At 54.4% G+C, this 19,846-nt stretch carries 13 protein-coding genes, 4 tRNA genes, 3 rRNA genes and 1 riboswitch; of the genes, 16 read left to right on the top strand and 4 right to left on the bottom strand.

Annotation, left to right across the window (positions count from 1 at the left end; genetic code table 11):
• Nucleotides 1–241: 241 nt before the first annotated feature.
• Nucleotides 242–1,393 carry an acetylornithine deacetylase gene (argE, locus tag LOC22_RS10055; protein WP_230239516.1) on the bottom strand — a complete coding sequence of 384 codons (1,152 nt, stop codon included), beginning with the start codon at nt 1,391–1,393 and terminating at the stop codon, nt 242–244.
• An 88-nt stretch (nt 1,394–1,481) separates the two neighbouring features.
• On the opposite strand from argE, the gene argC reads away from it, so the two are divergent.
• The 4 genes from argC (at nt 1,482) to oxyR (ending at nt 5,971) form a co-directional block, all read left to right on the top strand.
• On the top strand, nt 1,482–2,486 hold the full coding sequence (argC, locus tag LOC22_RS10050; RefSeq protein ID WP_015569957.1) for an N-acetyl-gamma-glutamyl-phosphate reductase: 1,005 nt from the start codon (nt 1,482–1,484) through the stop codon (nt 2,484–2,486).
• 6 nt (nt 2,487–2,492) lie between these two features.
• Complete coding sequence (gene argB / locus LOC22_RS10045) at nt 2,493–3,269, top strand: acetylglutamate kinase (protein ID WP_015569958.1); 777 nt, start codon at nt 2,493–2,495, stop codon at nt 3,267–3,269.
• Between the two features lie 105 nt (nt 3,270–3,374).
• Nucleotides 3,375–4,748 (top strand): argininosuccinate lyase, encoded by a 1,374-nt coding sequence (argH, locus tag LOC22_RS10040; RefSeq protein WP_032104309.1) that lies wholly within the window; start codon nt 3,375–3,377, stop codon nt 4,746–4,748.
• Between the two features lie 305 nt (nt 4,749–5,053).
• Nucleotides 5,054–5,971: a DNA-binding transcriptional regulator OxyR gene (gene oxyR, locus LOC22_RS10035; protein WP_003862055.1), complete on the top strand. Its 918-nt coding sequence runs from the start codon at nt 5,054–5,056 to the stop codon at nt 5,969–5,971.
• On the opposite strand, the gene sthA is transcribed toward oxyR, so the two are convergent.
• Nucleotides 5,954–7,354 (bottom strand): Si-specific NAD(P)(+) transhydrogenase, encoded by a 1,401-nt coding sequence (gene sthA, locus LOC22_RS10030; RefSeq protein ID WP_003862057.1) that lies wholly within the window; start codon nt 7,352–7,354, stop codon nt 5,954–5,956. The two genes, oxyR and sthA, sit on opposite strands and share 18 nt — an antisense overlap.
• Before the next feature lie 196 nt (nt 7,355–7,550).
• Here sthA and fabR point away from each other — a divergent pair, with 196 nt between their 5' ends.
• Together fabR and LOC22_RS10020 are read left to right on the top strand one after the other, a co-directional pair.
• Nucleotides 7,551–8,189 carry an HTH-type transcriptional repressor FabR gene (gene fabR / locus LOC22_RS10025; protein WP_003862059.1) on the top strand — a complete coding sequence of 213 codons (639 nt, stop codon included), beginning with the start codon at nt 7,551–7,553 and terminating at the stop codon, nt 8,187–8,189.
• Between the two features lie 9 nt (nt 8,190–8,198).
• Nucleotides 8,199–8,558, top strand: coding sequence for a YijD family membrane protein (locus LOC22_RS10020; RefSeq protein ID WP_017383113.1), 360 nt, complete (start codon nt 8,199–8,201; stop codon nt 8,556–8,558).
• 80 nt (nt 8,559–8,638) lie between these two features.
• Here LOC22_RS10020 and trmA read toward each other — a convergent pair whose 3' ends face one another.
• On the bottom strand, nt 8,639–9,739 hold the full coding sequence (trmA, locus tag LOC22_RS10015) for a tRNA (uridine(54)-C5)-methyltransferase TrmA (RefSeq protein WP_003862063.1): 1,101 nt from the start codon (nt 9,737–9,739) through the stop codon (nt 8,639–8,641).
• A gap of 104 nt (nt 9,740–9,843) precedes the next feature.
• Nucleotides 9,844–10,020, top strand: a riboswitch (cobalamin riboswitch).
• Between the two features lie 65 nt (nt 10,021–10,085).
• Here trmA and btuB point away from each other — a divergent pair.
• From btuB to LOC22_RS09970, 9 genes are all read left to right on the top strand, one after another.
• Nucleotides 10,086–11,936 carry a TonB-dependent vitamin B12 receptor BtuB gene (btuB, locus tag LOC22_RS10010; protein ID WP_017694253.1) on the top strand — a complete coding sequence of 617 codons (1,851 nt, stop codon included), beginning with the start codon at nt 10,086–10,088 and terminating at the stop codon, nt 11,934–11,936.
• The gene (murI, locus tag LOC22_RS10005) at nt 11,881–12,732 is read left to right on the top strand and encodes a glutamate racemase (protein ID WP_003862067.1); all 852 of its coding nucleotides are present in this window, start codon (nt 11,881–11,883) and stop codon (nt 12,730–12,732) included. Before btuB ends, murI begins: the two co-directional genes overlap by 56 nt.
• Nucleotides 12,733–13,118: 386 nt before the next feature.
• Nucleotides 13,119–14,660, top strand: a 16S ribosomal RNA gene (locus LOC22_RS10000).
• Nucleotides 14,661–14,730: 70 nt separating this feature from the next.
• Nucleotides 14,731–14,807, top strand: a tRNA-Ile gene (locus LOC22_RS09995).
• A gap of 36 nt (nt 14,808–14,843) precedes the next feature.
• Nucleotides 14,844–14,919: transfer RNA gene (locus tag LOC22_RS09990), tRNA-Ala, on the top strand.
• Nucleotides 14,920–15,099: 180 nt separating this feature from the next.
• A 23S ribosomal RNA gene (locus tag LOC22_RS09985) occupies nt 15,100–18,004 on the top strand.
• Nucleotides 18,005–18,076: 72 nt separating this feature from the next.
• Nucleotides 18,077–18,192, top strand: a 5S ribosomal RNA gene (rrf, locus tag LOC22_RS09980).
• The 16S, 23S and 5S rRNA genes sit together here with 4 tRNA genes alongside, the layout of an rRNA operon.
• Before the next feature lie 55 nt (nt 18,193–18,247).
• Nucleotides 18,248–18,324 (top strand) — tRNA-Asp (locus LOC22_RS09975).
• Between the two features lie 52 nt (nt 18,325–18,376).
• Nucleotides 18,377–18,452, top strand: a tRNA-Trp gene (locus LOC22_RS09970).
• A 100-nt stretch (nt 18,453–18,552) separates the two neighbouring features.
• Here the strand turns inward: LOC22_RS09970 and hdfR are convergent.
• Complete coding sequence (hdfR, locus tag LOC22_RS09965; protein WP_045339136.1) at nt 18,553–19,374, bottom strand: HTH-type transcriptional regulator HdfR; 822 nt, start codon at nt 19,372–19,374, stop codon at nt 18,553–18,555.
• Nucleotides 19,375–19,492: 118 nt separating this feature from the next.
• Here hdfR and LOC22_RS09960 point away from each other — a divergent pair, with 118 nt between their 5' ends.
• Entirely contained in the window at nt 19,493–19,831 is a 339-nt protein-coding gene (locus tag LOC22_RS09960) for a DUF413 domain-containing protein (RefSeq protein ID WP_006808641.1), read from the top strand.
• Nucleotides 19,832–19,846: the final 15 nt, after the last annotated feature.

Below are 19,846 nucleotides of genomic sequence, written 5' to 3'. Positions count from 1 at the left end.
ATGCCCATGCGAAAATCTTCTGGACATTATTTTGTCATCTCCCTTTATAAAGCCACGTAAAACCCCCGTCGTCAATTGCTGCGAAAACGGTTCAGCAAACGAATAAATGTGGGCAATTTACGAAATTTAATTCGTATTGCGTCAGATAAGAGATGCTTATGGGAATGTGACGAAGATCATGCGATTTGTTGCCCTCACCCTAACCCTCTCCCACAGGGAGAGGGGACTGTTCGGTGCGTTTTTAATGCCAGCAGAAGTGATGCACAACCTGGGTAATGAGTTCGCGAGTGGGCTTGATGAAGCGGGTTTCGAGATATTCGTCCGGCTGGTGGGCCTGGTTGATGGAGCCAGGGCCCAGAACCAGCGTCGGGCACAGCGTCTGAATAAACGGCGCTTCGGTGCAGTAGTTCACCACGTCGGTTTTCTCGCCGAGCAGTTTTTCCACCACCTGAACCAGTTGATGGTCAGGCGGACATTCGTAGCCTGGAATCGGCGGATGCAGTTCGGAGACCGTCAGACGGCCCGGCCAGCGCTCGCTGACCGGTGCCAGCGCTTCGTTCAGTAAGCCATCCAGATCGCTCAGCGTCATGCCCGGCAGAGGACGGATATCCATATGCAGTTCGCAGCAGGCGCAGATACGGTTGGACGCATCACCGCCGTGCAGGCTGCCGAGGTTTAGCGTCGGATACGGCACGGTGAACGCCTCGTAGTGATAGCGCTCTTTCAGATCGTCGCGCAGGGTCATGATGCGGCCAATCGCGTCATGCATCAGCTCGATGGCGTTCACGCCGCGCGCCGGATCGCTGGAGTGGCCGGACTGTCCGAGCACGCGCACCGCGGTAGAAATATGGCCTTTGTGCGCCCGAATCGGTTGCAGAGAGGTCGGTTCGCCGATGATCGCGCAGTCAGGACGAATCGATGTGTTTTCAGAGAAATAACGTGCGCCCGCCATGCTGGTCTCTTCATCGGCGGTCGCCAGAATGTAGAGCGGCTTTTTCAGGGTTGTCACGTCCACGTCACGCAGCGCGTCGAGGATAAAGGCGAAAAAGCCTTTCATGTCGGCGGTGCCCAAACCGTAGAGTTTGTTGTCATATTCGGTCAGCGTGAACGGATCGCGCGTCCAGCGGCCATCATCAAACGGCACGGTGTCAGTGTGGCCAGCCAGCAGCAGGCCGCCCGCGCCATGTCCGGTACTGGCGAGCAGGTTAAATTTGTGGCGTGTTCCGGGGACGGGCTGAACCTCAACGTTAAACCCAAGATCGCTAAACCAACCCGCCAGCAGATTGATTAAAGACTCATTGCTCTGATCCAGGGCTTCTTCCGTCGCGCTGATGGAGGGTGTGGCAATCAGGGCGCGGTAAATCTCGATAAATGGCGGTAAGTTCATTTTCATTGTTGACACACCTTAGGTCGTGATAGTATCAATATTCATGCAATAAATGTGAATAAAAATACATTATCGTTGAGCATAAAGGAACCCGATGTTGAATACGCTGATTGTAGGCGCTAGCGGTTATGCGGGCGCAGAGCTTGTAAGCTACGTAAATCGCCACCCTCATATGACCATAACCGCTTTGACCGTGTCAGCGCAAAGCAATGATGCCGGAAAGTTAATTTCCGATTTGCATCCACAGCTTAAGGGCGTGGTTGATTTGCCTTTGCAGCCCATGTCTGACATCAGCGAGTTCACCGACGGCGTTGACGTTGTGTTTTTAGCCACGGCGCATGAAGTTAGCCACGACCTGGCACCGCAATTTTTAGCGGCTGGCTGCGTGGTCTTTGATCTCTCCGGCGCGTTTCGCGTTAACGACAGCGCGTTCTACGAAAAATATTACGGTTTCACCCATCAGCACCCGGATCTGCTCGAAAAAGCGGTGTACGGCCTGGCGGAGTGGAGCGCTGACAAACTGAAAGAAGCGGATCTGATTGCCGTGCCGGGCTGCTACCCGACGGCGGCGCAGCTTTCCCTGAAGCCGCTGATCGACGCCGGTCTGCTGGATCTGCATCAGTGGCCGGTGATCAACGCCACCAGTGGCGTGAGCGGCGCCGGGCGCAAGGCGGCGATCTCCAACAGCTTCTGCGAAGTGAGCCTTCAGCCGTATGGCGTGTTTAATCACCGCCATCACCCTGAAATCACCACCCATCTGGGCGCGGATGTAATTTTCACCCCGCACCTCGGCAGCTTCCCGCGTGGGATCCTCGAAACCATTACCTGCCGCCTGAAGCCGGGTGTGACCAAAGAACAGGTGAGCGAGGTCTTCACGCAGGCGTATGCGGATAAACCGCTGGTGCGCCTGTATGACAAAGGCGTGCCGGCGTTGAAAAACGTGGTTGGCCTGCCGTTCTGCGACATCGGCTTTGCCGTGCAGGGCGAGCATCTGATTGTGGTCGCCGCAGAAGATAACTTACTCAAAGGCGCTGCCGCACAGGCAATGCAGTGTGCAAATATTCGTTTCGGCTTCCCTGAAACGCAGGCTCTTATTTAAGGTGTGATGATGAATCCATTAATTATCAAACTCGGTGGTGTACTGCTGGACAGCGAAGAAGCGCTGGAGCGCCTGTTTACCGCACTGGTGAACTATCGCGAATCACACCAACGTCCGCTGGTGATTGTGCACGGCGGCGGTTGCGTGGTGGATGAGTTGATGAAAGGGCTCAACCTGCCGGTGAAAAAGAAAAATGGCCTGCGCGTGACGCCAGCGGATCAGATCGACATCATTACCGGCGCGCTGGCGGGAACGGCGAACAAAACGCTGCTGGCGTGGGCGAAGAAACACCATATCGCCTCCGTTGGCCTCTGTCTGGGCGATGGAGATAGCGTAAAAGTGACCCAGCTCGACGAAGAGCTTGGCCATGTTGGACTGGCGCAGCCAGGTTCGCCTGAGCTGATTAACACCCTGCTGGAAGGCGGTTTCCTGCCGGTGGTGAGCTCAATCGGCGTGACCGAAGAGGGCGAACTGATGAACGTCAATGCGGACCAGGCGGCGACGGCGCTGGCGGCAACGCTGGGCGCAGACCTGATCCTGCTCTCCGACGTGAGCGGCATTCTGGACGGCAAAGGCCAGCGCATTGCGGAAATGACCGCCGCAAAAGCCGAGCAGCTGATCGATCAGGGCATTATCACCGACGGCATGATCGTTAAAGTTAACGCCGCGCTGGATGCGGCCCGCACGCTGGGCCGCCCGGTGGATATCGCCTCCTGGCGTCACGCGGAGCAACTCCCGGCGTTGTTTAACGGCACGCCGATTGGCACGCGTATTCTGGCTTAAGATTCTGTGCCGGATGGCGCTTCGCTTATCCGGCCTACGTGAATTTTGTAGGCCCGGTAAGCGCAGCGCCACCGGGCAAAAATATCATCATTAAGGAAATTCGTTATGGCACTTTGGGGTGGGCGTTTTACACAGGCAGCGGATCAGCGGTTCAAACAGTTCAACGACTCTTTGCGCTTCGACTACCGCCTGGCCGAACAGGATATTGTCGGCTCTGTGGCCTGGTCCAAAGCGCTGGTGACCGTTGGCGTGCTGACCGCAGACGAACAGCAGCAGCTGGAAGAGGCGCTGAACAACCTGCTGGAAGAGGTGCGTCTGGATCCGGAGCAAATCCTCCAGAGCGATGCCGAAGATATTCACAGCTGGGTGGAAGGCAAACTGATCGACAAAGTCGGCCAGTTGGGTAAAAAGCTCCATACCGGGCGTAGCCGTAATGACCAGGTGGCGACCGACCTGAAGCTGTGGTGCAAAGAGACCGTCGGCGAACTGCTGGCGGCGAATCGTCAGTTGCAGAGCGCGCTGGTGGACACCGCGCAGAGCAATCAGGATGCGGTGATGCCGGGTTATACCCACCTGCAACGCGCGCAGCCGGTGACGTTCGCGCACTGGTGTCTGGCCTACGTTGAGATGCTGGCGCGTGATGAGAGCCGTTTACAGGATACCTTAAAGCGTCTGGACGTCAGCCCGCTGGGCAGCGGCGCGCTGGCCGGTACGGCGTATGAAATCGACCGTGAGCAGCTGGCAGGCTGGCTGGGCTTTGCCTCCGCCACCCGCAACAGCCTGGACAGCGTCTCTGACCGTGACCACGTGCTGGAGCTGCTCTCGAATGCCTCTATCGGGATGGTGCACCTGTCGCGCTTTGCCGAAGACCTGATCTTCTTTAATTCTGGCGAAGCCGGGTTTGTAGAGCTGTCCGACCGCGTGACGTCCGGCTCCTCCCTGATGCCGCAGAAGAAAAACCCGGATGCGCTGGAGCTGATCCGCGGCAAGTGTGGCCGTGTGCAGGGCGCGCTGACCGGTATGATGATGACCCTGAAAGGGCTGCCGCTGGCATACAACAAAGACATGCAGGAAGACAAAGAGGGGCTGTTCGACGCGCTCGACACCTGGCTGGACTGTCTGCATATGGGCGCGCTGGTGCTGGACGGCATTCAGGTGAAACGTCCGCGCTGCCAGGAAGCGGCGCAGCAGGGGTATGCTAACTCTACCGAGCTGGCGGACTACCTGGTGGCGAAAGGCGTACCGTTCCGCGAGGCGCACCATATTGTGGGTGAAGCGGTGGTGGAAGCGATTCGTCAGGGTAAAGCCCTTGAAGAGCTGGCGCTTGCCGACCTGCAAAAATTCAGCGCGGTTATCGGGGATGATGTCTACCCGATTCTGGCCCTGCAATCCTGCCTGGATAAGCGTGCAGCGAAAGGTGGCGTGTCGCCGAAGCAGGTAGCGCAGGCGATTGCGGATGCGAAAAACCGGTTGGTTTGAATAGTGCGGGCTGGTGCCCTCACCTCGGCCCTCTCCCACAGGGAGAGGGAGAAAAACGGAGCCTGGCTTAGTGCTGGGCTTTTTTTTACGCAAAAAAAAGCGGACCACGGGGTCCGCAAAAGTTCACGTTGGCTTTAGTTTTTCGAGTTTTGAGAGAAACTCGCTGACGGTGCGGGGACGTCAAGGGTCAAACACGTGCCGCCTCGTCTATGTGATGTATTATTCAACAGAATGCTTGATAGGGATAATCGTTCGTTGCTATGCTATCTATCGCCATGAACTATCGTGGCGACGGAGGATGAATAATGAATATTCGTGATCTTGAATACCTGGTAGCGTTAGCTGAGCATCGCCATTTTCGCCGCGCGGCAGACTCCTGCCACGTCAGCCAGCCAACGCTGAGCGGTCAGATCCGCAAGCTGGAAGATGAGCTGGGCGTGATGCTGCTGGAGCGCACCAGTCGTAAGGTACTGTTCACGCAGGCAGGTCTTCTGCTGGTGGATCAGGCGCGCACCGTACTGCGCGAGGTCAAAGTGCTCAAGGAAATGGCAAGCCAGCAGGGGGAAGCGATGTCCGGCCCGCTGCATATTGGCCTGATCCCAACCGTTGGCCCGTACCTGTTGCCGCAAATCATTCCGATGCTGCACCAGACGTTCCCGAAACTCGAAATGTACCTGCATGAAGCGCAAACCCATCAGCTGCTGGCGCAGCTGGACAGCGGCAAGCTCGACTGCGCGATCCTGGCGCTGGTCAAAGAGAGTGAAGCGTTTATTGAAGTACCGCTGTTCGATGAGCCGATGATGCTGGCGATCTATGAAGATCACCCGTGGGCGAACCGCGATCGCGTGCCGATGGCCGATCTGGCCGGTGAGAAACTGCTGATGCTGGAAGACGGCCACTGTCTGCGCGATCAGGCGATGGGCTTCTGCTTCGAAGCGGGTGCCGATGAAGATACCCATTTCCGCGCAACCAGCCTGGAAACGCTGCGTAATATGGTGGCGGCGGGAAGCGGTATTACGCTGCTGCCTGCGCTGGCGGTGCCGCACGAGCGTAAACGTGATGGCGTGGTCTATCTGCCGTGTATTAAGCCGGAGCCGCGTCGCACCATTGGTCTGGTTTATCGTCCGGGGTCACCGCTGCGCAGCCGCTATGAGCAGCTGGCAGAGGCCATCCGGGGTGCGATGGATGGCCATTTCGACAGCGCGTTAAAACAGGCGGTTTAAGCCGTTTAGCGCAGCTACCCGATAGGCTTCCGCCATGGTCGGGTAGTTAAAGGTGGTGTTAACGAAGTACTCAATGGTGTTGCCACCACCTTTTTGCTCCATGATCGCCTGGCCGATATGAATGATTTCCGCCGCGCGTTCACCGAAGCAGTGAATACCGAGGATCTCTTTCGTCTCGCGATGGAACAGGATCTTAAGCGTACCTACGCTCATCCCCACGATTTGCGCCCGCGCCAGATGTTTAAACTGGGCACGACCCACCTCGTAAGGCACCTTCATGGCCGTCAGCTGCTGCTCGGTTTTGCCGACAGAACTGATTTCCGGAATGGTGTAGATGCCCGTCGGGATATCTTCAATCAGATGCGCCGTCGCTTCACCTTTCACCAGCGCCTGTGCGGCGATGCGGCCCTGATCGTAAGCGGCGGAGGCCAGGCTTGGGTAACCAATCACGTCGCCCACCGCGTAAACGTGCGGCAGCGCAGTCTGGTACATGCTGTTGACCTTGAGCTGACCGCGGCTGTCGGTTTCAAGCCCGATATTCTCCAGCTGCAATGAATCCGTGTTGCCGGTACGGCCGTTGGCGTACAGCAGGCAGTCCGCCTTCAGCTTCTTACCGGATTTCAGGTGCATGATCACACCGTCGTCGCAGCCTTCGATTTTCTCGTACTCTTCGTTGTGGCGAATCACCACGCCGCTGTTCCAGAAGTGGTAGGAGAGGGAATCTGACATCTCCTGATCGAGGAACGCCAGCAGCCGGTCGCGGGTGTTGATCAGATCAACTTTGACCTCCATTCCCCGGAAAATCGACGCATATTCGCAGCCAATCACGCCCGCGCCGTAGATGATCACATGGCGTGGCTCGTGGTGCAGGCTGAGGATGGAGTCGCTGTCGTAAATGCGCGGGTGCGAGAAATCCACGTCTGCCGGATGGTAAGGACGGGAGCCGCAGGCGATCACAAATTTTTCAGCGGTGAGCGTCTCAACCGAACCGTCGTGGCACTCCAGCGCCAGGGTGTGTTCATCCACAAAATGCGCGTTCCCTTGCAGAATTTCACAGTGGTTGCGCTCATAGAAACCCTGACGCATGCGCGTCTGCTGGTTAATGACCGTGTCTGCGTGATTCAGGATATCGGCAAAGGAGGAGCGAAGAAGTCGGGAGTGGTCGCTGTAAAGAGGGTTCTGGTTAAATTCGATAATGCGGCTAACGGCGTGGCGGAGGGCTTTCGAAGGGATGGTGCCCCAGTGGGTGCAACCGCCGCCGACGTTATGGTAGCGCTCAATAACCGCTACTCTGGCTCCCTGTTTTACCAGACCCATAGCAGCACCTTCGCCGCCGGGGCCGGAACCAATAACTATTGCGTCGTAATCGTAGGAATGTGGCATGGCAAGGCTTACCTGTTCTTATACATAAAAGCAACAGAATCATAACATCATTGCCAGGGTAACCCAATTATCGTTGTGCTTTTTTCGGGCAGTGGAGCACAAACCGCCCGTAAACAATCATTCACAAAGCCAGGTAAACAGATTAATTTTATTCTCTGGTATAGTGCCAACGGGCCTTTGGAAGGATTCAACTATCGTGATGGGCGTAAGAGCACAACAAAAAGAGAAAACCCGGCGTTCGCTGGTGGAAGCCGCATTCAGTCAACTGAGTGCTGAGCGGAGTTTTGCCAGTTTGAGCCTGCGTGAAGTGGCGCGCGAGGCCGGGATTGCGCCAACGTCCTTCTATCGTCATTTCCGTGATGTGGATGAACTGGGCCTGACCATGGTCGACGAGAGCGGTTTGATGCTGCGCCAGCTTATGCGTCAGGCGCGTCAGCGTATCGCCAAAGGCGGCAGCGTGATCCGCACCTCCGTGTCGACATTTATGGAATTTATCGGCAATAACCCTAACGCGTTTCGCCTGCTGTTGCGTGAGCGTTCCGGAACGTCAGCCGCGTTTCGTGCCGCCGTCGCACGTGAAATTCAGCATTTCATCGCGGAACTTGCCGACTATCTTGAACTCGAAAACCATATGCCGCGTGCGTTTACTGAAGCACAGGCCGAGGCGATGGTGACGATTGTTTTCAGCGCGGGTGCCGAAGCGCTGGATGTCAGCATTGAACAACGTAAGCAACTCGAAGAGCGACTGGTATTGCAGCTGCGGATGATTTCTAAAGGTGCGTACTACTGGTATCGCCGTGAACAAGAGAAGTTGGCACATCAAAACGATGAGTGAAGGTGAGTAATGAAACAGTCAGGTCAGGATAAAGGAACGCTGTTGCTGGCATTGATCGCTGGCTTATCCATTAATGGTACGTTTGCCGCGGTTTTTAGCTCAATTGTACCGTTCTCGATTTTCCCGATTATCGCGCTGGTGCTGACGGTGTACTGCCTGCATCAACGCTATCTGAACCGCACGATGCCGGTTGGGTTACCGGGACTGGCCGCAGCCTGTTTTATTTTGGGTGTATTGCTGTACAGCACCGTGGTGCGTGCAGAGTATCCGGATATTGGCTCTAACTTCCTGCCTGCGGTACTGTCTGTGGCGCTGGTGTTCTGGATTGGCTCGCGCATGCGTAGCCGCAAGAGCCAGTTACCGGAGTAATGAATTATTTGTAGGGCAGGTAAGCGAAGCGCCATCTGCCAAAAAATGCCGGATGGCGCTACGCTTATCCGGCCTACAGATCACCGTGCGGTAAGTAAAACGCCGCACTCCATATGGTGCGTATACGGGAACTGATCGAACAGCGCCAGACGTTCAACCTTGTGCGTCTGGCTTAATGTTTCCAGATTTTTACACAGCGTCTCCGGGTTACAGGAGATGTACAAAATACGCGGGTACGCCTGCACCATCTTCTCGGTTTCGCTGTCCAGGCCACTGCGCGGCGGATCGACAAAAATTGTCTCACACTGGTAGCTCTTCAAATCAATCCCTTGCAGGCGGTTAAACTCGCGTACGCCGTTCATCGCCTGGGTAAATTCTTCTGCCGCCATACGAATAATTTGTACGTTATCAATATGGTTAGCGGCGATGTTGTACTGCGCGGCGGCCACCGACGGTTTGGCGATTTCCGTCGCCAGCACGCGCTCGAAATTACGCGCCAGCGCCAGCGAGAAGTTGCCGTTACCGCAGTAGAGCTCCAGCAGATCGCCCTTAGACCCTTCTGTCGCCTTCAGCGCCCACTCCAGCATCTGCACGTTCATGGCGGCGTTCGGCTGGGTGAAGCTGTTCTCTACCTGACGGTAAACCATCTCTTTACCTGCTACCGGCAGACGCTCGTCGATGTAATCCTGGTCCAGCATGATTTTGGTTTTGGTCGCGCGGCCAATCAGGTGCACGTTGATGTTCTGTGCGCGCAGCGCATCGCGCAGGGCTTCTGCCTGCTCGCGCCACTCGTCGGTCAGCGCTTTGTGATAGAGCAGAGAAACAATGGCCTGATTGCTTTGAGTGGTCAGGTAGTCAATCTGGAACAGCTTGTTGCGCAGCACCGGATTATTGCGTACACCGTCGATCATTAGCGTCATCAGCTGGTTGATGAGCTCACTCGCCGCCGGAAAACTGTCTACGCGAATGCGGGATTTCGTCTGCTGATCGAAAATGATGTGGTACAGGTCATCGCCATCGTGCCAGATGCGGAACTCAGCGCGCATACGGTAGTGGCTGACCGGAGAACGAAACACCTCGGGAACCGGCGCGTTGAAAGGCGTCATCATACTTTGCAGGCGGACAACTTTTTCTGCCAGCTGTGCGTCGTACTGTTCTGTCGGGAGGTGTTCGGGGGTCATGATGCGTCCTGAGTGATAAAGAATTACGCGGGGATTGTAGGGATTGTGCAGTGGATGTCCAGATTTAATGGCTAATAGCTATCTGGACATCTATACGTGTCTAATTGTAGCATTCTGTTTCCGGTCTCCTGAGAGTGAAAAGGGAATCCAGTGCAAATCTGGAGCTGACGCGCAGCGGTAAAGACTGGCGGGATGAGAGTTGTAGACACTGTGAAAATGGGAAGTCTTCATCCGTATAACGCCACCCAGCCCGAAGACCTGCCGGGATCACGTCGCATTTGGTTTCATCATCGCGTGCTATCGATGAGGCCTGCGGCATCCTTCTTATATTGTGGATGCTTTAACAATGATTAAAAAAGTATCGCTGTTGACGGCGTTTTCCGTCACGGCATTTTCGGGCTGGGCGCAGGAAAGCGCCGACTCGTTGGTGGTGACAGCAAACCGTTTCGAACAACCAGCAAAAACCGTTCTGGCTCCGACCTCCGTCGTGACCCGTGAGGATATTGAACGCTGGCAGGCAACGAGTGTTGTGGAAATCATGTCACGCCTGCCGGGTGTGGACATCGCACAAAGCGGCGGGATGGGGTCAACCTCTTCAACGTTTATTCGCGGTACGGAATCCCGCCATGTTCTGGTACTGATTGATGGTATCCCCCTGAATAATGCCGGGATCAGCAATGTTCCCGATTTAAGCCAAATTCCGACGTCGCTGATTCAGCGTATTGAGTACATTCGCGGCCCACGTTCGGCGCTGTATGGCTCCGACGCGATTGGCGGTGTGATTAACATCATTACCGGGCGCGACAAGCCGGGTGCGGAAATTTCTGCGGGTGTCGGTTCAAAGGGGTATCAAAACTATAACGGTGCCTTCCAGCAGGTGTTCGATAAAACCAAAATCACCATGGCCGGTGATTATACCTATACCCGTGGTTTTGATATTGCCGCAAAAGATGCCCCGCGCCAGCCAGACCGCGATGGTTTTATGAGTAAATCGCTGTTTGGCTCGGTGGAGCAGCAGTTTACCGACAGCGTCAGCGGATTCGTCCGTGGCTTTGGCTACGATAACCGCTCCGCGTATGACGGTTACGATCACTATGGCGCGACCGGCATTGATGGGCGGCCGGACACGCGTCAGGTTTACAGCCAGAACTGGGACACCGGGTTGCGCTATAACCAGGGTATTTTCCAGTCACAGCTGGTGGCAGGGTATGGCCGTAGCAAAGATCAGAACTATGATCCGAAAAAAGGCCGCTACGCTGACTCCGCAACCATGGATGACGTGAAGCAGTACACCACCCAGTGGCTGAATACGGTTGAAGTGGGTCACGGCAATATCGGCGCGGGTCTGGACTGGCAGAAGCAGAAAACCCAGGCGGGTACGGGCTATCTGGAAAAAGGTTACGAACAACGTAATACCGGCGTGTTCCTTTCGGCGATGCAGCAGTTCAACAGCGTGACGCTGGAAGCGGCGGCGCGTAATGACGATAACTCTAATTTTGGCAATCACGCCACCTGGCAGACCAGCGCCGCATGGGAGTTCATCGAGGGGTATCGCATCATCGGTTCTTACGGTACAGCGTATAAAGCACCGACCATGAGCCAGATCCACAGTAAAGATTACGGTAATCCGGATCTGAAGCCAGAAGAGAGTAAGCAGTGGGAAGGCGGCTTTGAAGGTCTGACGGGGCCGGTAAACTGGCGTGTGACGGGCTATCGTAATGATATCGATAACCTCATTAATAGCGACCCGCGGACTTACCGTTATTACAACGTCGATGAAGCCCGTATTAAAGGAATCGAGGCGACGGCCCAGTTCGACACTGGCCCGGTAGGGCATCAGATTTCTTACGACTACGTCGACCCGCGTAATGCGAAAACTAACGAAGTCCTGGCTCGTCGCTCAAAGCAACAGGTTAAGTATCAGCTTGACTGGCAGGTGTGGGATCTCGACTGGAATCTGGCGTACCGTTATCTGGGCACTCGCTATGATGTTGCCGTTGATCCGAATACCTATGCAACAGAACGCGTGAAAATGGGCGGCGTCAGCCTGTGGGACGTCGCGGTTTCATATCCTGTCACCTCTCATCTCACAGTTCGTGGTAAAATAGCCAACCTGTTCGATAAAGATTACGAGACAGTTTATGGCTACCAAACTGCAGGACGGGAATACACCTTGTCTGGCAGCTACACCTTCTGATCCGCGTCCCACCGTGCTGGTGTTTGATTCCGGCGTCGGTGGGCTGTCGGTCTATGATGAGATTCGGCAGCTCCTGCCGGATCTCCATTACATCTACGCCTTCGATAACGTCGCGTTCCCGTATGGGGAAAAGAGTGAAGACTTTATTGTTGAACGTGTGGTTGAAATCGTCACCGCGGTACAAAAGCGTTATCCCCTGGCGCTGGCGGTCATTGCCTGTAATACGGCAAGCACGGTCTCTCTTCCTGCCCTGCGCGAAAAATTCCCGTTCCCGGTTGTGGGCGTTGTTCCGGCAATCAAACCTGCGGCGCGTCTGACGGCGAACGGCATTGTGGGGTTGCTGGCTACGCGCGGTACGGTAAAACGTCCTTATACGCGTGAGCTTATAGAGCGCTTTGCCAATGAATGCCAGATCGCCATGCTCGGCTCCGCGGAGCTGGTGGAAATGGCGGAAGCAAAACTGCACGGCGAGACGGTATCGCTTGAAGAGCTGCGCCGTATTCTGCGTCCATGGCTGCGGATGCAGGAACCACCGGATACGGTTGTTCTCGGCTGCACCCATTTCCCGCTATTACAGGAAGAGCTGTTAAAGGTTCTGCCTGAAGGGACCCGGCTGGTGGATTCCGGTGCTGCAATTGCGCGTCGGACGGCCTGGCTGCTGGAACACGAGGCGCCGGATGCGAAATCAGCGGATGCGAACATCGCTTTCTGTATGGCGATAACAAAAGAAACCGAACAACTTTTGCCCGTTTTACGTCGTTATGGCTTCGAAACGCTCGAAAAACTGGCGCTGTAGCACGGTTTTGAGCAAAAAAGAGACGGTTGAACGTTTTTTTTCAAAGAGGGGTTGTCAACGTCGGAGAACTCCCTATAATGCGCCTCCACTGACACGGAACAACGGCTTACAAGCCGCCGGGACAGCGGGGTTCAGAGATGAACACCAACAGAGAAAAGTGAAAATAATTGCTTGACTCTGAATGAGGAAAACGTAATATACGGGACCTCGCAACGATGAGCTGAAAGCCGCGTTGCAACTGCTCTTTAACAATTTATCAGACAATCTGTGTGGGCACTCAAAGTGACATGGATTCTTAATGTCCTCGGACACTAAATGAATACCAAGTCTCAACGAGTGAACACGTAATTCATTACGAAGTTTAATTCATTGAGCATCAAACTTTTAAATTGAAGAGTTTGATCATGGCTCAGATTGAACGCTGGCGGCAGGCCTAACACATGCAAGTCGAACGGTAACAGGAAGCAGCTTGCTGCTTCGCTGACGAGTGGCGGACGGGTGAGTAATGTCTGGGAAACTGCCTGATGGAGGGGGATAACTACTGGAAACGGTAGCTAATACCGCATAACGTCGCAAGACCAAAGAGGGGGACCTTCGGGCCTCTTGCCATCGGATGTGCCCAGATGGGATTAGCTAGTAGGTGGGGTAACGGCTCACCTAGGCGACGATCCCTAGCTGGTCTGAGAGGATGACCAGCCACACTGGAACTGAGACACGGTCCAGACTCCTACGGGAGGCAGCAGTGGGGAATATTGCACAATGGGCGCAAGCCTGATGCAGCCATGCCGCGTGTATGAAGAAGGCCTTCGGGTTGTAAAGTACTTTCAGCGGGGAGGAAGGTGTTGAGGTTAATAACCTCAGCAATTGACGTTACCCGCAGAAGAAGCACCGGCTAACTCCGTGCCAGCAGCCGCGGTAATACGGAGGGTGCAAGCGTTAATCGGAATTACTGGGCGTAAAGCGCACGCAGGCGGTCTGTCAAGTCGGATGTGAAATCCCCGGGCTCAACCTGGGAACTGCATTCGAAACTGGCAGGCTAGAGTCTTGTAGAGGGGGGTAGAATTCCAGGTGTAGCGGTGAAATGCGTAGAGATCTGGAGGAATACCGGTGGCGAAGGCGGCCCCCTGGACAAAGACTGACGCTCAGGTGCGAAAGCGTGGGGAGCAAACAGGATTAGATACCCTGGTAGTCCACGCCGTAAACGATGTCGACTTGGAGGTTGTGCCCTTGAGGCGTGGCTTCCGGAGCTAACGCGTTAAGTCGACCGCCTGGGGAGTACGGCCGCAAGGTTAAAACTCAAATGAATTGACGGGGGCCCGCACAAGCGGTGGAGCATGTGGTTTAATTCGATGCAACGCGAAGAACCTTACCTACTCTTGACATCCAGAGAACTTAGCAGAGATGCTTTGGTGCCTTCGGGAACTCTGAGACAGGTGCTGCATGGCTGTCGTCAGCTCGTGTTGTGAAATGTTGGGTTAAGTCCCGCAACGAGCGCAACCCTTATCCTTTGTTGCCAGCGGTTAGGCCGGGAACTCAAAGGAGACTGCCAGTGATAAACTGGAGGAAGGTGGGGATGACGTCAAGTCATCATGGCCCTTACGAGTAGGGCTACACACGTGCTACAATGGCGCATACAAAGAGAAGCGACCTCGCGAGAGCAAGCGGACCTCATAAAGTGCGTCGTAGTCCGGATTGGAGTCTGCAACTCGACTCCATGAAGTCGGAATCGCTAGTAATCGTGGATCAGAATGCCACGGTGAATACGTTCCCGGGCCTTGTACACACCGCCCGTCACACCATGGGAGTGGGTTGCAAAAGAAGTAGGTAGCTTAACCTTCGGGAGGGCGCTTACCACTTTGTGATTCATGACTGGGGTGAAGTCGTAACAAGGTAACCGTAGGGGAACCTGCGGTTGGATCACCTCCTTACCTTAAAGAACCTGCCTTTGCAGTGCTCACACAGATTGTCTGATGAAAAACAGCAGTAAAAAACCTCTACAGGCTTGTAGCTCAGGTGGTTAGAGCGCACCCCTGATAAGGGTGAGGTCGGTGGTTCAAGTCCACTCAGGCCTACCAAATTTGCCTCGCAAATTTGAAGAGGTTGTAAACGATGGGGCTATAGCTCAGCTGGGAGAGCGCCTGCCTTGCACGCAGGAGGTCTGCGGTTCGATCCCGCATAGCTCCACCATCTTTTACTGCGAACACAAGAAAACTTCAGAGTGAACCTGAAAAGGTGCACTGCGAAGTTTTGCTCTTTAAAAATCTGGATCAAGCTGAAAATTGAAACGACACACAGCTCATGTGTGTTCGAGTCTCTCAAATTTTCGCAAGTCGATGGTGAATCGAAAGAAACATCTTCGGGTTGTGAGGTTAAGCGACTAAGCGTACACGGTGGATGCCCTGGCAGTCAGAGGCGATGAAGGACGTGCTAATCTGCGAAAAGCGCCGGCGAGGTGATATGAACCCTTGACCCGGCGATGTCCGAATGGGGAAACCCAGTGCAATCCGTTGCACTATCGTTAACTGAATACATAGGTTAACGAGGCGAACCGGGGGAACTGAAACATCTAAGTACCCCGAGGAAAAGAAATCAACCGAGATTCCCCCAGTAGCGGCGAGCGAACGGGGAGCAGCCCGGAGTCTGAATCAGCTTGTGTGTTAGTGGAACGGTCTGGAAAGTCCGACGGTACAGGGTGATAGTCCCGTACACGAAAATGCACATGCTGTGAACTCGAAGAGTAGGGCGGGACACGTGGTATCCTGTCTGAATATGGGGGGACCATCCTCCAAGGCTAAATACTCCTGACTGACCGATAGTGAACCAGTACCGTGAGGGAAAGGCGAAAAGAACCCCGGCGAGGGGAGTGAAAAAGAACCTGAAACCGTGTACGTACAAGCAGTGGGAGCCTCTTTATGGGGTGACTGCGTACCTTTTGTATAATGGGTCAGCGACTTATATTCTGTAGCAAGGTTAACCGTATAGGGGAGCCGAAGGGAAACCGAGTCTTAACTGGGCGTTAAGTTGCAGGGTATAGACCCGAAACCCGGTGATCTAGCCATGGGCAGGTTGAAGGTTGGGTAACACTAACTGGAGGACCGAACCGACTAATGTTGAAAAATTAGCGGATGACCTGTGGCTGGGGGTGAAAGGCCAATCAAACCGGGAGATAGCTGGTTCTCCCCGAAAGCTATTTAGGTAGCGCCTCGTGAACTCATCTTCGGGGGTAGAGCACTGTTTCGGCTAGGGGGCCATCCCGGCTTACCAACCCGATGCAAACTACGAATACCGAAGAATGTTATCACGGGAGACACACGGCGGGTGCTAACGTCCGTCGTGAAGAGGGAAACAACCCAGACCGCCAGCTAAGGTCCCAAAGTCATGGTTAAGTGGGAAACGATGTGGGAAGGCACAGACAGCCAGGATGTTGGCTTAGAAGCAGCCATCATTTAAAGAAAGCGTAATAGCTCACTGGTCGAGTCGGCCTGCGCGGAAGATGTAACGGGGCTAAACCATGCACCGAAGCTGCGGCAGCGACACTATGTGTTGTTGGGTAGGGGAGCGTTCTGTAAGCCGTTGAAGGTGTGCTGTGAGGCATGCTGGAGGTATCAGAAGTGCGAATGCTGACATAAGTAACGATAATGCGGGTGAAAAGCCCGCACGCCGGAAGACCAAGGGTTCCTGTCCAACGTTAATCGGGGCAGGGTGAGTCGACCCCTAAGGCGAGGCCGAAAGGCGTAGTCGATGGGAAACAGGTTAATATTCCTGTACTTGGTGTTACTGCGAAGGGGGGACGGAGAAGGCTATGTCAGCCGGGCGACGGTTGTCCCGGTTTAAGCATGTAGGCGGAGGTTCCAGGTAAATCCGGTACCTTGTTAACGCTGAGGTGTGATGACGAGGCACTACGGTGCTGAAGTGATAAATGCCCTGCTTCCAGGAAAAGCCTCTAAGCATCAGGTAACACGAAATCGTACCCCAAACCGACACAGGTGGTCAGGTAGAGAATACCAAGGCGCTTGAGAGAACTCGGGTGAAGGAACTAGGCAAAATGGTGCCGTAACTTCGGGAGAAGGCACGCTGATGTGTAGGTGAAGCCCCTGCGGGTGGAGCTGAAATCAGTCGAAGATACCAGCTGGCTGCAACTGTTTATTAAAAACACAGCACTGTGCAAACACGAAAGTGGACGTATACGGTGTGACGCCTGCCCGGTGCCGGAAGGTTAATTGATGGGGTTAGCGGCAACGCGAAGCTCTTGATCGAAGCCCCGGTAAACGGCGGCCGTAACTATAACGGTCCTAAGGTAGCGAAATTCCTTGTCGGGTAAGTTCCGACCTGCACGAATGGCGTAATGATGGCCAGGCTGTCTCCACCCGAGACTCAGTGAAATTGAACTCGCTGTGAAGATGCAGTGTACCCGCGGCAAGACGGAAAGACCCCGTGAACCTTTACTATAGCTTGACACTGAACACTGGTCCTTGATGTGTAGGATAGGTGGGAGGCTTTGAAGCGTGGACGCCAGTCTGCGTGGAGCCAACCTTGAAATACCACCCTTTAATGGCTGGTGTTCTAACGTAGACCCGTTACCCGGGTTGCGGACAGTGTCTGGTGGGTAGTTTGACTGGGGCGGTCTCCTCCCAAAGAGTAACGGAGGAGCACGAAGGTTGGCTAATCCTGGTCGGACATCAGGAGGTTAGTGCAATGGCATAAGCCAGCTTGACTGCGAGCGTGACGGCGCGAGCAGGTGCGAAAGCAGGTCATAGTGATCCGGTGGTTCTGAATGGAAGGGCCATCGCTCAACGGATAAAAGGTACTCCGGGGATAACAGGCTGATACCGCCCAAGAGTTCATATCGACGGCGGTGTTTGGCACCTCGATGTCGGCTCATCACATCCTGGGGCTGAAGTAGGTCCCAAGGGTATGGCTGTTCGCCATTTAAAGTGGTACGCGAGCTGGGTTTAGAACGTCGTGAGACAGTTCGGTCCCTATCTGCCGTGGGCGCTGGAGAATTGAGGGGGGCTGCTCCTAGTACGAGAGGACCGGAGTGGACGCATCACTGGTGTTCGGGTTGTCATGCCAATGGCACTGCCCGGTAGCTAAATGCGGAAGAGATAAGTGCTGAAAGCATCTAAGCACGAAACTTGCCCCGAGATGAGTTCTCCCTGAGACTTTAAGTCTCCTGAAGGAACGTTAAAGACGATGACGTTGATAGGTCGGGTGTGTAAGCGCAGCGATGCGTTGAGCTAACCGATACTAATGAACCGTGAGGCTTAACCTTACAACGCCGAAGGTGTTTTGGCGAAGAGACAGACAATCAAATTTCAGCTTTGATACAGATTAACAGAATTTGCCTGGCGGCTTTAGCGCGGTGGTCCCACCTGACCCCATGCCGAACTCAGAAGTGAAACGCCGTAGCGCCGATGGTAGTGTGGGGTCTCCCCATGTGAGAGTAGGGAACTGCCAGGCATCAAATTAAGTAGTAAGCCGGTGCATTAATCCGGTGGTTACAGAAGTATTCGGTGGAGCGGTAGTTCAGTCGGTTAGAATACCTGCCTGTCACGCAGGGGGTCGCGGGTTCGAGTCCCGTCCGTTCCGCCACTTATTAAGACATTAAGCCTGCCCTTCCGGCAGGCTTAATGGCAAAAACTTTAGGGGCGTAGCTCAGTTGGTAGAGCACCGGTCTCCAAAACCGGGTGTCGCGAGTTCGAGTCTCTCCGCCCCTGCCATATAGAATCCTTTGCTTCGGCAAAGGATTTTTTTTTGCCTGCAAAACAGCTCAACACCTTCCTGAAGAATAAGCAGCCTGCGTTTCCGCAGGCTTTTGCGTTAATCCAGTATGCTGGTTTTTAACAGATCTTTTATCTGCGACTGCTTATCGCTGTTTTGCAGCCAAATGGCATACAGCGGCCTGGAGAGCGTTGTCGAATCGGTGACAACATGGAGTGTAGGTTTATTATCCGCCCAGCGAACAGGTAACCAGGTACAGCCTTTCAATGCGGGAAGATGCTGGCATGCGATCTCCGCTGAGCTTGTCGTGAGCTGCGGGATATCATCGCTGGCAATTAACCCCGTCTCGTGTTGCTGAAAATCAGGCCCCCATTCCAGGCGTAAATAATTCAGGTCGGCCTTCATCATTGCAGGCTCCGATGCATAGAGCGCTAGGCTAAACTGTCCAACAATCTGGCTGCTAAATTCGTCCATCTTGGGGGCTTCTGTGGTGATCAGCAGATCAAGCTGCCGCTCGTGGAGTTGCTTAACCAGCGACTGACGTTGCGCAATCCTCGCCTCAAATTGCAGATGGTTGTGTGTGCGATATAGCCGCATAAGCCATTGGCTGAGCATGCATTCCCATAGCGATGCGCTGGCACCGATCGAGAATTCATTATGCCGGGAGGTGTGCGCAACCTCCTTTCGCGCTGCCTGCCAGGTATTCATCAGGGTTTCTGCATAAGGCAACAGCTTTTCACCAGCCGGAGTTAAACGAATATTGTTGCGATGGCGGGTAAAAAGGTTCACACCCAGTTGATTTTCCAGCTGTCGAATACGAAAACTGACTGCTGACTGCGTCAGGTAGAGGGCTTCAGCTGCTCGCCCAAAGTGTCGCGTTCTGCTCACTTCGAGGAAAGTTTTTAGCAATTCCGTATCCACATCTTTCTCCACAAAATTATTTGTCGTTATGATTTAAATGTTTTGTTTTACACTCTGTCAAGCGTAACTAATACTCCGCGCCATAAATAGCTCGGCCAAAGAATTAGGAGCGTGTAGGATGGCGGAAAGCTTTACGACGACTAATCGTTTTTTCGACAATAAACATTACCCGCGCGGGTTCTCTCGTCACGGCGATTTCACTATCAAAGAAGCTCAACTTCTTGAGCGCCATGGTTATGCCTTTAACGAGCTGGATCTGGGTAAACGTGAACCGGCAACCGAAGATGAAAAACAGTTTGTCTCTGTTTGCCGTGGTGAGCGTGAGCCGCAGTCTGATGCAGAACGTGTATGGATCAAGTATATGGCTCGCATTAAGCGTCCTAAGCGTTTCCATACGCTGTCTGGCGGTAAGCCGCAGATGGAAGGTGCAGAAGACTACACCGAGTCTGACGATTAAGAAGAGAAGGGGCTA

The organism is Enterobacter sp. AN-K1, assembly GCF_020971765.1.
GTDB classification, from domain to species: domain Bacteria; phylum Pseudomonadota; class Gammaproteobacteria; order Enterobacterales; family Enterobacteriaceae; genus Enterobacter; species Enterobacter hormaechei_C.
This window is presented reverse-complemented; position numbering and strand designations above follow the sequence as displayed.

Coding starts and splice junctions, on each gene's coding strand:
- argE (WP_230239516.1), bottom strand. CDS start 1,393: ATGAAAATGAACTTACCGCCATTTATCGAGATTTACCGCGCCCTGATT.
- argC (WP_015569957.1), top strand. CDS start 1,482: ATGTTGAATACGCTGATTGTAGGCGCTAGCGGTTATGCGGGCGCAGAG.
- argB (WP_015569958.1), top strand. CDS start 2,493: ATGATGAATCCATTAATTATCAAACTCGGTGGTGTACTGCTGGACAGC.
- argH (WP_032104309.1), top strand. CDS start 3,375: ATGGCACTTTGGGGTGGGCGTTTTACACAGGCAGCGGATCAGCGGTTC.
- oxyR (WP_003862055.1), top strand. CDS start 5,054: ATGAATATTCGTGATCTTGAATACCTGGTAGCGTTAGCTGAGCATCGC.
- sthA (WP_003862057.1), bottom strand. CDS start 7,354: ATGCCACATTCCTACGATTACGACGCAATAGTTATTGGTTCCGGCCCC.
- LOC22_RS10020 (WP_017383113.1), top strand. CDS start 8,199: ATGAAACAGTCAGGTCAGGATAAAGGAACGCTGTTGCTGGCATTGATC.
- trmA (WP_003862063.1), bottom strand. CDS start 9,739: ATGACCCCCGAACACCTCCCGACAGAACAGTACGACGCACAGCTGGCA.
- btuB (WP_017694253.1), top strand. CDS start 10,086: ATGATTAAAAAAGTATCGCTGTTGACGGCGTTTTCCGTCACGGCATTT.
- murI (WP_003862067.1), top strand. CDS start 11,881: ATGGCTACCAAACTGCAGGACGGGAATACACCTTGTCTGGCAGCTACA.
- LOC22_RS09960 (WP_006808641.1), top strand. CDS start 19,493: ATGGCGGAAAGCTTTACGACGACTAATCGTTTTTTCGACAATAAACAT.